Annotated in this window: 13 protein-coding genes and 1 riboswitch; of the genes, 3 read left to right on the plus strand and 10 right to left on the minus strand. The window is 29.9% G+C overall.

Annotation, left to right across the window (positions count from 1 at the left end; genetic code table 11):
• Nucleotides 1–29: 29 nt before the first annotated feature.
• Together BV55_RS15050 and BV55_RS0105035 are read right to left on the minus strand one after the other, a co-directional pair.
• Complete coding sequence (locus BV55_RS15050; RefSeq protein ID WP_051652401.1) at nucleotides 30–1,004, minus strand: C39 family peptidase; 975 nt, start codon at nucleotides 1,002–1,004, stop codon at nucleotides 30–32.
• A 4-nt stretch (nucleotides 1,005–1,008) separates the two neighbouring features.
• Nucleotides 1,009–1,392 carry a hypothetical protein gene (locus BV55_RS0105035; protein ID WP_029451725.1) on the minus strand — a complete coding sequence of 128 codons (384 nt, stop codon included), beginning with the start codon at nucleotides 1,390–1,392 and terminating at the stop codon, nucleotides 1,009–1,011.
• Nucleotides 1,393–1,634: 242 nt separating this feature from the next.
• Nucleotides 1,635–1,750: riboswitch (SAM riboswitch) on the plus strand.
• A 75-nt stretch (nucleotides 1,751–1,825) separates the two neighbouring features.
• Here BV55_RS0105035 and BV55_RS0105040 point away from each other — a divergent pair.
• From BV55_RS0105040 to BV55_RS0105050, 3 genes are read left to right on the plus strand one after another with little or no spacing between them, the layout of a single operon-like run.
• Entirely contained in the window at nucleotides 1,826–2,788 is a 963-nt protein-coding gene (locus BV55_RS0105040; protein WP_029451726.1) for a methionine ABC transporter ATP-binding protein, read from the plus strand.
• Nucleotides 2,788–3,429: a methionine ABC transporter permease gene (locus BV55_RS0105045; RefSeq protein ID WP_029451727.1), complete on the plus strand. Its 642-nt coding sequence runs from the start codon at nucleotides 2,788–2,790 to the stop codon at nucleotides 3,427–3,429. Before BV55_RS0105040 ends, BV55_RS0105045 begins: the two co-directional genes overlap by 1 nt.
• Before the next feature lie 12 nt (nucleotides 3,430–3,441).
• Complete coding sequence (locus BV55_RS0105050; protein WP_029451728.1) at nucleotides 3,442–4,242, plus strand: MetQ/NlpA family ABC transporter substrate-binding protein; 801 nt, start codon at nucleotides 3,442–3,444, stop codon at nucleotides 4,240–4,242.
• Between the two features lie 176 nt (nucleotides 4,243–4,418).
• Here the strand turns inward: BV55_RS0105050 and BV55_RS0105055 are convergent, their stop codons facing one another.
• The 8 genes from BV55_RS0105055 to BV55_RS0105090 form a co-directional block, all read right to left on the minus strand.
• Nucleotides 4,419–5,273, minus strand: coding sequence for a YitT family protein (locus tag BV55_RS0105055; protein WP_029451729.1), 855 nt, complete (start codon nucleotides 5,271–5,273; stop codon nucleotides 4,419–4,421).
• 226 nt (nucleotides 5,274–5,499) lie between these two features.
• Entirely contained in the window at nucleotides 5,500–6,834 is a 1,335-nt protein-coding gene (locus tag BV55_RS0105060; RefSeq protein ID WP_029451730.1) for a replicative DNA helicase, read from the minus strand.
• Between the two features lie 67 nt (nucleotides 6,835–6,901).
• On the minus strand, nucleotides 6,902–8,821 hold the full coding sequence (lonC, locus tag BV55_RS0105065; RefSeq protein ID WP_035794267.1) for a Lon family ATP-dependent protease: 1,920 nt from the start codon (nucleotides 8,819–8,821) through the stop codon (nucleotides 6,902–6,904).
• A 15-nt stretch (nucleotides 8,822–8,836) separates the two neighbouring features.
• A complete protein-coding gene (gene rplI / locus BV55_RS0105070; protein ID WP_029451732.1) occupies nucleotides 8,837–9,280 on the minus strand; it encodes a 50S ribosomal protein L9 in 444 nt (147 codons plus the stop codon).
• Entirely contained in the window at nucleotides 9,277–11,214 is a 1,938-nt protein-coding gene (locus BV55_RS0105075; RefSeq protein ID WP_051652533.1) for a DHH family phosphoesterase, read from the minus strand. The genes rplI and BV55_RS0105075 overlap by 4 nt, the downstream gene beginning before the upstream one ends.
• Before the next feature lie 106 nt (nucleotides 11,215–11,320).
• Nucleotides 11,321–12,331: a YybS family protein gene (locus tag BV55_RS0105080; protein ID WP_029451735.1), complete on the minus strand. Its 1,011-nt coding sequence runs from the start codon at nucleotides 12,329–12,331 to the stop codon at nucleotides 11,321–11,323.
• A 36-nt stretch (nucleotides 12,332–12,367) separates the two neighbouring features.
• Nucleotides 12,368–12,682, minus strand: a complete 315-nt coding sequence (locus tag BV55_RS0105085) for a MazG-like family protein (RefSeq protein ID WP_029451736.1) — start codon at nucleotides 12,680–12,682, stop codon at nucleotides 12,368–12,370.
• 114 nt (nucleotides 12,683–12,796) lie between these two features.
• On the minus strand, nucleotides 12,797–13,396 hold the full coding sequence (locus tag BV55_RS0105090; protein ID WP_029451737.1) for a response regulator: 600 nt from the start codon (nucleotides 13,394–13,396) through the stop codon (nucleotides 12,797–12,799).
• Nucleotides 13,397–13,404 lie beyond the last annotated feature (8 nt).

Below are 13,404 nucleotides of genomic sequence, written 5' to 3' on the forward strand. Positions count from 1 at the left end.
CCTCTACGTCTTTCTAATATATTTATAACTTAATATACTATATAATCACAATAACTTGAGTTAATATATACTCCTGATCCACCCCAACCATTATTCACAATAATATACTTAAATCTACCTAATTCTACAAAGTATCCATATGCAGTTACCCAATGTTCATTGTATGTTGGGTGATTAGTTAATCCTAATATAAATGGTTTATTATTATCTATTCTCTCTTGAACCCTATAATTACCATATGTTTCACTATACATATAATCATTCACACCTTGACTTCTTAAATAACTCTGTATCCCATTTTTTAACTCATCTGGACTACTTCCTGGACTACTTCCATCAATATGTGGAACTAATCTTTTTATTAATGCTTCTCCATTACTTGTCTGTAGATTAGATGGAACATAGTTTCCATTATGCCAAGTATCCCAATATCTTAAAAACATAGCTGCTGCTGTAGACCCACATATGCCATTTGGATTATATGAATAATTAGGTAATGTTCCTTTTAGATATACACCATATTCAACTTCGCCATACAGTGTAATTGAACTATCAACCTCATAGTCTAATTCTTTTTTAGGAGTTACACATTTTAAATCTTTTTCCTTTATATATTCTTGTGAAGTTAAATCAAATAACATACCATCCTTTTCTATAAAGTATGCAAATGGTCCATTGTAATAATATTTATTTGTATCAGCCTTTATAAAGTTATTATTATCTGTTCCACTTTCTACAACACACTTATCATTTATATCTATAATCACATATCCACTATCACTGAGTGTAAATAATAAATAACTTATTTTATCATTAAAATCATATAAACTAATTATATCATCATAATTTTTTCCTGGATGATATTTATCTATAAATTCATTAACAATAACTTTTTCATTGCTAAATTGCTCTATTCCCATAGCCTTACTTGATATAGTAATATTAGCCGTAATTAATAATGTCAACATTACTACTAATATTGATTTAAATATTTTTCTATTCATAACATCACTCCTTAAGCATATTTAATTCTTCTATAAATTTTATTAGTTTATCTAGGTTATCTGTTTCATATCGCTTTTCATTTATAATTAAATGTGAAGATACTATTTGTATTGTGTAATCTTCATCCCCAATTACTTTTATTAGATATTTCCAACCTTTTTCATCGGTATTCTTAACTCTTTTTAAATCTAATTCATTTAATATACTTACAAATTCATTAATTTCTACTACATCTTTAATACTTTTATTCGTTGGTGGTGATGGTAATGATGTAATACTTATTTCTGTAATATCATTACTATTAATATTTAACTTTGTATTTCTTTGTATAATAAAAAAGCTTATGATTAATAATCCTACTAATGCTATAATTAAAACCTTTTTCAAACACCTCTCCTCCCTTCTGTAATATTTTACCATGAAGCTTGCTTAACTTCAAATTACTTTCTGCAATTATATCTAGTCAACAAAATAATAAAAGATTCGGGTATGGTCAGGTTTTCTTCCACGATTACCATGAATGAGATATTCATAAATCAATCAATACTTTTTAAAATTATTTTATAAATTTCCTTGACTATATAACTCATAGCATATATAATTAATTTTAAAATTTAATAGATTTTAATATCTTATCGCGAGTGGCGGAGGGACTGGCCCTTTGATGCCCAGCAACCAGTATTCATAATGTAAGTTATGAATACAAGGTGCTAAATCCTGCAGTTTAATTACTGAGAGATAAGAGAATGAGCGTGGTTTCAGATACCAGAGTTTATTCTCTGGTATTTTTTTATATATAAATATAGATGGGGTGGTAATTTTGATTGAAATAACGAATTTAAAAAAGTCTTATGAAGGATTAGTTGTACTAGAAGACATAAACTTATCCATAAAAAAAGGCGATATATTTGGAATAATAGGTTATAGCGGTGCTGGGAAGTCAACACTATTAAGGTGTATAAATGGCCTTGAAAGCTATGAATCTGGAAGTATTAAGGTAGATGATAAATATATAGAAACGCTAAATTATAAAGACCTTAGAATTGCTAGAAAAGACTTAGGTATGATATTCCAAAACTTTAATCTATTAAACAGAAAGACAGTTTATGAAAATATATCACTTCCCTTAGAAACTTGGGGCTACACCAAAGAATCAATAAAAAAGAGGGTCTATGAATTATTAGATCTAGTTTCACTAACTGATAAAGCCCATGTTAAGCCATCTAAATTAAGTGGTGGTCAAAAACAAAGAATAGCTATCGCAAGAGCCCTTGCGTTAGAGCCTAAGATGCTCCTTTGTGATGAGGCTACTTCAGCTTTAGACCCTAAGACTACAAAAGATATCTTATCCCTACTAAACAAATTAAATAAAGATTTTGGTATAACCATAGCTATAGTAACTCACCAAATGGAGGTTATAAAAGAAATTTGCAATAGTGTTGCCCTTATTGATAGCGGAAAACTTTTATATAACGGAAGTGTAGAAGATCTCTTTTTAAAACCTGATAGTAGCTTAAAGACTTTTATTGGTGATGGTGATTTACCTATAAAACTTCAAGGGATAAATATTAAGCTATTTTTTCCCAAAGAATCTAGTAGCAAGTCCATTATAACTTCTATGGCTAGAGACTTAGACAAGGACTTTTCTATAATTGAAGGTAAGGTTGAAAGATTTAGGAATTCTCTTCTTGGCACTCTTACCATTAATATAAAAAAAGATGATAAGGATAGCATAGTAAAATATCTAGATCAAAATAATATAAACTGGGAGGTGAGAAATTAATGATTCAAAACATTATACTACCTGCGCTTTTAGACACCTTATATATGGTGGTCTCTTCTACAATCCTTGCTGTGATTTTAGGATTTGTCCTAGCTATAATACTGGTTGTAACATCACCTAAAGGGCTAAACCCAAATAAATTACTTTATAACATTTTAGATTTTATTATAAATATCTTAAGATCTATGCCATTTTTAATATTAATGATATCTATAGCACCCTTCACTAAATTTATAGTTGGAAAAAGTATTGGGACAAATGCGGCTATAGTACCCCTAACCATTGGTGCAATGCCCTTTGCTGCAAGGGTTATTGAATCTTCTTTAAACGAAGTAGATTATGGAATAATTGAAGCTGCAAAGTCTTTCGGCTCTAGCAATATGCAAATTATATTTAAAGTTATGATAAAAGAAGCTTTACCTTCTATCGTATCTGGTATAACACTTACGGTTATTAATGTTATAGGATACTCAGCTATGGCTGGCTCCATTGGTGCTGGTGGCCTTGGAGATGTAGCCGTACGATATGGCTACCACAGATTTAAAGTTGATGTCATGATTATAACTGTAATTATTTTAATAATATTAGTTCAGTTAATTCAAGCACTTGGAAATATATTATATAAAAAATTAATTTCATAGGAGGAATATACAATGAAAAAACTAACCATTTTACTAACTTCATTATTATTAATACCTTCAATACTTATAGGTTGTTCAAGCAATTCTAAAGAAGGTAATAAGAACACTATAAAGGTTGGTGCAAGTCCCGTGCCTCATAGTGAAATACTAGAAGAAGCTAAAACACTACTTAAAAAAGAAGGTTATAATTTAGAGATAGTAGAATTTACAGATTACGTTACCCCAAATACAGCCCTTGCAGAAAAAGAAATAGATGCAAATTTCTTTCAACACTCTCCATACCTTGAAAAGTTTAATAAAGAAAGAGGTACTGATTTAACCTTTACTGCAAAAGTCCATCTTGAACCTCTTGGCATATACTCTAAAAAGATAAAAGATATATCTCTCATCAAAGACGGAGATACAATAGCTATTCCAAATGATCCAACTAATAGTTCAAGAGCTTTAAAGTTACTTGAGTCTAAATCATTAATAAAAATAAATGATGTAGAACTCGCAACTATAAATGATATAATAGAAAACCCAAAAAATTTAAAATTACAGGAACTAGAGGCCCCTCAATTGCCAAGGGTGCTTGATGATGTTACTATTGCTGTAATAAACACAAATTATGCTCTTGAGGCAAACCTTAATCCACTAACAGATGCCTTAGCTATTGAATCTAAAGAATCTCCTTATGCTAACATTTTAGCAGTAAGAGAGGACAATAAAGACTCCGATGCTATAAAGGCCCTAAGTAAGGCACTAACCTCAGCTGAAATAAAAAAATTTATAGAAGATAAATATAAGGGGTCTATAATCCCTGCATTCTAGATAACCTTATCCCTTACAAATTGATTTATATTATTAAACTTTTATTTCACTTATAAATACTCTAAATTCTTAAAAAATAGCTAATTATATTAATAACATAAATAACTTTTCTAAAACTAATATATCTTCTAAATACTAATAGAAAATTAAAGGAGGAAATCTTCCCTCCTTTAGTTTTAAAAAGTCTTAAATCCATCTCCTAAGGTTTCAAAAACATCTGTTACACTAACAAAGGCCTTTGGATCTTCTACCTTTATAAAATTCTTTATTTTGATAAATTCCCTATTATCAACTATGGTACAAAGAACTTGTATATCGCCCTTTGAATAACTTCCCTTTGCATAATAGGTGGTAGCCCCCCTACCTATTTCTTCTAATATAAACTTCTCAATTACATCTTTTTTAAGGCTTATTATTCTAACTTCTATACATGAATTAAGCCCTTCAATCATTCTATCTATAACTACTGCATTTAATGTTACAGCCATAAGAGCATATAAGCCTTCTTGAAGACCGAATGTAAATGCAGCTAATGTTATCACTACAATATCAGATAATAACAACCCTTTTGCTATATTCATCTGGAAATACTTATTTAAAATCTTAGCTATAATATCAGTGCCTCCTGTAGATGCGTTTTTGTTAAATATTATTCCCATACCCGCTCCTTGAATTAATATACCAAAAAATAATTCAAGTAAAATGTCATTAGTAAAGGGTACGTTATGTGGGAATATAACCTCAAAGGTTCTAACTAACCCAGATAATAATAAGCTTGCATATATAGTCCTTGCACCAAAAGAGTTACCTATCAATATGAATGCTACTATAAAAAGTATTATATTCATAAAAAACATGGATGTACCTACTGCAAGGGCTGGAATGTGTTTATTTAATATCATAGCAAGTCCATTAACACCTCCGGCTGCTATGTTGTTTGGCATTAAAAAGAAGTAAGTTCCTATAGATACTAAAAGTATCCCAAAGGTTATAATAGCGTAATCCATAATATTTCTTGTCACTTTATTCATAAAAATCCCCACTTTATGCATTATTTTTGAATACTTATGTAAACCTTTACAGTTTTGTGCATAACTATTCATATTGATTTAATATAACCATTGAAAAGTTAAATATTAAATCAATATTTTATTACATTATGATTATACACTAGGTTTGATTAAAAAAGTAGTTATATCATTTAATGTATTATAAAATCATAAGAATAAAAAAAGGCGAGGATACCCTCGCCTTTTTTTATTCTTGATGTATTATATCTAATCTTCCAAACTTACTATATTGTCCAAGCCATGCTAATTTAACCGTTCCAACAGGACCGTTTCTTTGCTTAGATATTATGCATTCTGCAATGTTTTTTTCTTCAGTTTCTTTATTATAATATTCATCTCTATAAAGAAACATAACAATGTCAGCATCTTGCTCTATGGAACCTGATTCTCTAAGGTCTGAGAGCATTGGTCTATGATCTGACCTTTGTTCCGGAGCACGAGACAACTGAGAAAGTGCTATTATAGGGCATTTCATTTCTTTTGCTAATGCTTTTATAGACCTTGATATTTCTGAAACCTCTTGCTGTCTATTTTCACTTCCTGTTCCAGACATAAGCTGTAAGTAGTCTACAATTATCATATCTATTCCATGCTCTATTTTTATTCGTCTACATTTAGATCTCATTTCCATTACAGTTATACCAGGTGTATCATCTATATATATTTTAGACGCAGCTAAAGGTCCTGAAGCTCTAGCTATGTTTTCCCAGTCTTGATCTTCAAGATTCCCTGTTCTAAGTTTTAGCATATCTACATTAGCTTCAGCACATAAAAGCTTATAACCTAACTGCTCTTTAGACATTTCAAGGGAAAATATAACAACACTTTTATTTGCTCTTAATGAAGCATATTGGGCTATATTTAAAGCAAATGTTGTTTTACCCATAGAAGGTCTGGCCGCAACAAGAACCATATCACCACTTTGAAATCCGGAGGTTTTACTATCTAATTCAGGAAATCCTGTAGGTACTCCTGTAATATCTCCCTTATTATTAAATAACCTTTCTATTTCTAAAAATCCTCTTTCTAAAACTGAGCTTATAGATTCAAAGTCACTAGTAGTTCTTTTTTCTGCTATATCAAATATCTTCTTTTCTGCAAAATCTAATACTTCTTCTACATTGTCTTGTTTATTATAGCTATTTTCTATGATTTCTGTAGAAGACCTTATTAGCTTCCTTAACATAGACTTATCTTCTACAATTTTTATATAAGATTGTAGATTAGCAGTGGAAGGAACAGAATTACTTATTTCTGTTATGTATGTTATACCTCCAGAATTTTCAAGCTTTTCAATAGACCTTAAGTGTTCTATTAAGGTTATCATATCTACTGGTGCATCCTTTTGATAAAGCTCTAATATAGCTTGAAATATAACCTTATGTGCATCCCTATAAAAGTCCTCACTTCTAAGAACCTCCACTGCTTGAGCTATGGATGTCTTATCTATTATCATTGATCCTAAAACTGATTGTTCCGCTTCCGTATTTTGAGGTAAGCTTTTCATTATGGGCGCTTCCATCCATATCCCTCCTGTTTAAAATGTAATATAGACTCCATCTTGAATAAAGAGGAGTCTTATTACCTTATTATTTAAATACTATTTCTAAAACATCTTCTATTGTATCTACTGATTTAACTTCTATATCAGTTAGCCCTAAAGGTATCTCTTTTTCATTATCCTTTGGTACTAATACAAGGGATACACCCTTTCTTCTAGCACCATATATCTTTTCAAATATTCCACCTACAGGTTTTACTTTACCTCTAATAGATATTTCCCCTGTAAGAGCTATATCTTGTCTTAATGGTTTTTCTAGTAATGCACTAATTATACAAGCTGTTATAGCTGCTCCTGCAGAAGGCCCGTCAATCTTTCCTCCACCTATAACATTTACATGTAAATCGTAATCTTTAATGTCTTTGTCTGTAACTTTTCTTATTACAGCCGCTGCATTAAATACAGAATCCTTAGCCATACTACCTGCAGTATCATTAAACCTTACTCTTCCCTTGCCTTTTTCTGTAGCTTTTAAAACAGATGCTTCTATTTCTATAGTAGAACCTATAAAACCACTTACTCCTAGCCCATATATATGTCCAATTTCATATTTTCCTCTATTATCTTCTAATGTATCATAAGGAGTAAATCTACTTATTGCTATTACCTCTTCAACATCCTTTTTAGTTATATATATATCATCTTTATTTTGTTTTTCTCCATAAAGTATATATCCATAACAATCAGACAACATGTTTACAGCTTTTCTTCCTTCTATGGTGTATCTGCTAATTAGTTCTGAGACTCCATCTTCTAATTTAACTTTAAGTTTATCTGCTGCATTTTCCACTATCTTTTCTATATCTTTTGAAGCTAGTGGTTCAAAGTAGACTTCAGTACATCTAGATCTTAAGGCTGGATTTAAGTCCCTAGGTTCTTTAGTTGTAGCTCCTATTAAAACAAAGTCTGCTGGGGCACCCTTTTCAAAAAGATACTTTATATACTTAGGTGTATTCTCATCATCTGGATCATAATATGAAGATGAAAACTCTACCCTTTTATCTTCTAATACCTTTAGAAGCTTATTTTGAAGTATGGAATCTAGTTCTCCAATCTCATCTATAAATAAAACTCCACCATGAGCATCTGTAACAAGCCCTGGCTTTGGTTCTGGTATACCAACTTCGGCTAAATCCCTTTTACTACCTTGATATATGGGATCATGTACTGATCCTAAAAGTGGATTAGTTATTTCTCTTGGATCCCATCTTAAAGTTGTACCATCTACTTCTATAAACTTACCATCCTTTGCAAATGGAGTAAGCTGAAGCTTCTTTGCTTCTTCTAGTGCGAGCCTTGCTGCTGTAGTCTTACCAACCCCTGGAGGTCCATAAAGTATTATATGTTGTGGATAAGGAGATGATATCTTTGATAATAATGATTTTATAGCTCTTTCTTGTCCGATGATTTCATCAAAGCTTTCTGGTCTTAAAAATGTCTGTAGGCTTTTACCTAACTTTCTAGAATCTAAAGCTTCTAGATCAGCATACTTTTTAAGGGTTTTAGTGTTTTCTGGGCCCTTTTGTTTTCTTATTATTCCAAGTCTCATATCATCAATATATTTATCTTGTCTTTCCCTTAAAGCATCTTCTACTTGTTCTTCTATTTTATTTTGTATATACTTTCTTGCTAAGTTTTCAGACATCCACTTATTTGTGTCTTCCATAACTTCATCTATTTCTTTTTCACTTGGTATAGAACTAGCTATACCTTTACCATCGCTTACTATTTTATTTAAAGCATAGGCCCTTTTATATAAATCATCACTTTTTACATGTTTTTGTAATTTAAACTTTACAGTCCTAGCTCTTACTGCACCTTCATCTAAAACATTATTTAAGACTTCAAGAGATACATTTATCTGTGATTCTAAATCTATTTTACTATTTAAGATTTCTTCTATTTCTTCTATTTCTTCTATTTCTGATAACCCTTTTTCTGACTTCAATATATATCCTCCTCGTTACTGTGCGGCAATAACAATTTTCATTTTTGTAGCTATTTCAGGATAAAGCTTTACCTCTACCTCATAAATTCCAACTTGTTTTAATGTATCCATAACTAGCTTTTTCTTATCTATATCTATTTTATATTGCTGTTTAATAAGTTCTGCTACATCTTTATTTGTTATAGCTCCAAATAATCTTCCACTTTCACCTGTTTTAGCTGATATCTTTATTTCTTTTCCTTTTAGGCTGTTTGCAAGTTTTTGAGCCTCTTCTATTTCAGCAGACTTTTTCTTTCTTTCATTTTCATTTTTTGTGTTTAATATATGCAAGTTTTCACTAGTTGCCTCTTCAGCAAGTTTCTTTCTAAATAAAAAGTTCCTTGCATATCCATCAGCTGCATTTACAGCTTCTCCTTTTTTCCCAAGACCTTTGACATCTGATAATAATATTACCTTCATTTTTTGTCACCTTCCTTTAAGTATTTACCTATAGAACCTTTTAACATTTCTACTGCTTCATCTAAAGATGAGTCATTAACTTTAGCTCCTGCCATAGTCATATGTCCCCCACCACCAAGAGATTCTAATATAACCTGTACGTTTAAATCTCCAAAAGATCTACCACTTATATTAACGTCATTATCTATTTTAACAAGAACAAAGGACGCCTTAATACCTGTGATGTTTAGTAGTTCATCTGATGCTTGTGCTGCGATTATGGTATCTTGTATATTTGGTGGACAAGTAGCAATTGCAATATCATTTTCAACTACCACCGATTTTATTATTTCAGCCTTCTTTAAATAAGAAGATAGATCATGGCCAAACATCTTCTTTACATCAATAGTGTCTGCTCCTGATCTTCTTAAAAAAGAAGCTGCTTCAAAGGTTCTAACCCCTGTTTTGAAATAAAAATTCTTAGTATCTAGACATATTCCTGCTAAAAGCGCTTCTGCTTCAATTTGAGTAAGCTTTGGTTTATCTAACATGTATTGTATTATTTCTGTAACCAATTCTGAAGTTGATGAAGCATATGTTTCTATATAAGTTATAATAGAATCTTCTATAATATCAGGATTCCTTCTATGATGATCTATTATCATTCTCTTTTTAATAGAGTTTACTATTTCAGGATTTTGTACGTAGCTCATGCTATGCACATCTACTAAAATTAAAAGACTATTTTCATCAATTTTAGGCATACTATCCTTTGCAGTTAAAAACAAATCATCATATTCCTCATGCTTACTTAGTTTATCCAAAATATATTTTATATTATTATTACCATCTTCTAAAACTATATAACATTCTTTATTCTTCTTTTTTATAGCACTACTTAAACCAACAGCTGCACCTAAGCAATCCATATCAGGATTTCGGTGACCCATTATAAATATATTGCTACTTTCGGTAATTAGATTGTTTAATGAATGCGCTATCACTCTTGCTCTAACTTTAGTACGTTTTTCAACTTCTTTAGTATTACCACCATAAAATGAAAGCTTTTCTACATTTTTTATAACAACCTGATCTCCCCCTCTTCCAAGGGCAAGTTCCTTAGCCTTATTAGCATAGTTATGGTTTTCCAAAGGATTCTTACCACCTCTACCAACTCCAACACTAAGAGTCACTGCTAATTTATTTCCAAGGTTTATTTCTCTAATTATATCTAAAATTTCAAACTTACGTCTCATATCTGCTTCTACATAAAGACTTTGAACAGATAAAACATATTTATTAGAAGAATATTTCCGTATCATAGCATTAATATTTTGAGCATAACTATTTATTGCTCTTTCTATTTCAGCTGCAAGTAAGGGCCTCATATCTTCCTCTGTACTTTTTATAACTTCATCTAGATTGTCTACTTCAATTAACATTATATTTTCTTTAGCCTCTATATTTTTTTTACTAGTAGTTATATCATAAAAATACAACATTCTTAAAGAATGATCTACATAATTCTTATCTGGCGTCTTCACAATGCTTGTATGGACATCATAATAACCATCACCAATTTTAACATTGTTATAAACTGTTTTATCTGACTCTGGGTTTTCTTCTATATTAAACTCTTCAATTAAATAACTTATATTTTTACTTAATACCTCTTCTCCTTTTAGTATATCTGAAAACCTGTTATTATACCATGATATATTACCTTGTTCTCCTACTATAAGTAGTGGAAATGGAAGATTTATTAACATATTTTTAGTAGCCTGATCTAAATTTTCAGAAAAGTCTTCTAAAAATTCCTTCCAATTATTATTCTTTTCTCTTAAATTATTATAATTATAATATATAAGACAAACGTAAATCAAAGAAAATAAAATACCTTCTATCAAATGGCCTTTTATAAATAATAAGGCTATAAGTATTCCTATAATAGTCATATAAACCTTTGTATTTGTTACTAATCTTTTATACCTCTCCACAATAATCCGCCTTCCTAAATTAATACAGGTATGAATTCTTAAATTCTCTTATATAATTTAGTATTTATTTTTTTAATCTTTTCTTAAAAGTATTACGTAAGCTATTTGGATTTATTTCTCTAAGATCTATAAATATATCTCCAAGCCCTAAATAAACAACAAATAAAATAAGCGGTTGTATAATAAATAGCATAATTATTATGAAAACTTTTATGCCTTTTTTGTTATTAAATCTTTTTTCTAAATAATAAAACATAACAGATAATCCATCTATTAAAAGTATAAATTGAAATAACGTAACGCTAAATGGAAGCAAATATTCTCCTAAAGGTATATTATATGAATTAAGTATAATGCTTAAGCAAATAACAAGTATAAAGCCTGCAGCTACCTTATCATCAAAATACCACTTTGTAAAAGATTTAGGCTCTTCAACTTCGTATCCTAACCTCTTTAAAACTTTATTGGAAATAAGTATATTTATATAAGCTGATATAGCAAGTACAATTATAATACCCGCTGGAATCATAATTAATAACGTTCTTGTATCTAAGGATTCCAATAAATCCATAGTAGGATTACTTGTAATATCCACTCCCAACCCTTCATATAATTCCTTACTTATAGCAATACTTTCCTTAAATGGCCCTATAAAAATAATATTTATATACTCATCAAGTGAAGTTTTAACTATAAATGACATATAGATATATACACTAATTAAGCTTTGTATAAGTCCTGCAATTGTTTGATATAAAAGCGTCTTAAAAAATCCTTTTTTGTGTTTTATACAGTATCCTAAGGTAATACCTAAAAATAATATACTAGTTGATGATATTATTGCCCTAATGGGATCTATAAACATTAACATAACTATAAAACTTAAAATACAAGTTAATAAAGCAATCTTTCCGTTATGCCTTACATATAATATTACTACAGGTAATGGCAAAGCTATGGATACTATTGTGCCTAAAATAGGAACATATAGTATTATAAAATTAAATATAATAATAATAGCGGCCATTAAACCGACTTCTAATATCTCTTTTGTAGTGTATTTTCTATTTTGCATAATTTCCTCCTAAAATAAAGCTTGTTAAAATCAGATTTATCTTTCCCTTAAGTGAGAATTTAATTTAGAAAGGTTTTTACCGTCCTTTTCCACTACATCCTCTTCTATTATTCCAATTTTAAGTTTCTTTTTCATTGTCTCATCTACAGCAGTGTAAGAATATCCCAGCCTTTCTGCTAAAACATATAGTATTATTATTGCCCCGGAAATGCATTCTAATATTGCTTCTTGAGCTACATTACTCCCCTTTGTTAATAGTTTAAAAAATTCTGCTATTACAGATAGCAGTTGTGATTTTAATCCTTCTATTATTTTTATATCTGACATTATATTAAAGTTATCCTGTTTCAATATAACCCCTCCTATATTCCCTTATTGATATTATACCTTAAAGGTGAAGATTAAAATATATATCTATTGTAGTTTTCTTTCAATATTTATGCAACTAGTTAATAGATTCGTCACTCATAGCTTCTCATTTGATTCAGAATACCCAAATACTTCTGCAGCTGATAAGAATTTAATGGATTCCTTTACATTACCATAAGACTCATATGTTTTTCCAAGCAAATAATATATTTGTGCATTTGAAGGTTCCACACTTAAAGCGGTTTTTAGTATGTTTATTGCATCATAGAGCTTACCTTCTTTTAAAAGCTCTTTAGCCATATCTATATAACTTGCATTATTTTCCTTCTCAAATAATATTCCTTTAGATAAATCCTTTAATATTGATCTTATCTTATCTGATGTAAAAGGTTTTTGAAGATAAGCCATAGCTCCTAATTTGGTGCAATCTACAGCATTTTTTACTGTTGCAAAAGCTGTCATTATTATAACTGGGGTTAATATACCCTTTGCTCTTATTTTTCTAAGCACTTCTGTTCCGCTGATTTCTGGCATCTTTATATCTATAAATGCTAGATATAATTTTTTCTTTTCCAAAATTTCTAAGGCATCATATCCATTTTTACATTGTATAACTTCATACCCTTCTAACTCTAGGCATGTACTCAACATCATTCTTATATTTTTAGTATCATCTACAACAAGTACCTTTTGCATAATAAATT

Origin of the sequence: Clostridium algidicarnis (genome assembly GCF_000703125.1) — a bacterium.
Classification (GTDB): Bacteria; Bacillota; Clostridia; order Clostridiales; family Clostridiaceae; genus Clostridium_L; species Clostridium_L algidicarnis.

What these genes read in the sequence shown, in the direction of transcription:
- BV55_RS0105055 (WP_029451729.1), bottom strand. Translation starts at nt 5,273, where the DNA reads ATGAATAAAGTGACAAGAAATATTATGGATTACGCTATTATAACCTTT.
- BV55_RS0105060 (WP_029451730.1), bottom strand. Translation starts at nt 6,834, where the DNA reads ATGGAAGCGCCCATAATGAAAAGCTTACCTCAAAATACGGAAGCGGAA.
- BV55_RS0105045 (WP_029451727.1), top strand. Translation starts at nt 2,788, where the DNA reads ATGATTCAAAACATTATACTACCTGCGCTTTTAGACACCTTATATATG.
- BV55_RS0105050 (WP_029451728.1), top strand. Translation starts at nt 3,442, where the DNA reads ATGAAAAAACTAACCATTTTACTAACTTCATTATTATTAATACCTTCA.
- BV55_RS15050 (WP_051652401.1), bottom strand. Translation starts at nt 1,004, where the DNA reads ATGAATAGAAAAATATTTAAATCAATATTAGTAGTAATGTTGACATTA.
- BV55_RS0105075 (WP_051652533.1), bottom strand. Translation starts at nt 11,214, where the DNA reads ATGACTATTATAGGAATACTTATAGCCTTATTATTTATAAAAGGCCAT.
- BV55_RS0105080 (WP_029451735.1), bottom strand. Translation starts at nt 12,331, where the DNA reads ATGCAAAATAGAAAATACACTACAAAAGAGATATTAGAAGTCGGTTTA.
- rplI (WP_029451732.1), bottom strand. Translation starts at nt 9,280, where the DNA reads ATGAAGGTAATATTATTATCAGATGTCAAAGGTCTTGGGAAAAAAGGA.
- BV55_RS0105090 (WP_029451737.1), bottom strand. Translation starts at nt 13,396, where the DNA reads ATGCAAAAGGTACTTGTTGTAGATGATACTAAAAATATAAGAATGATG.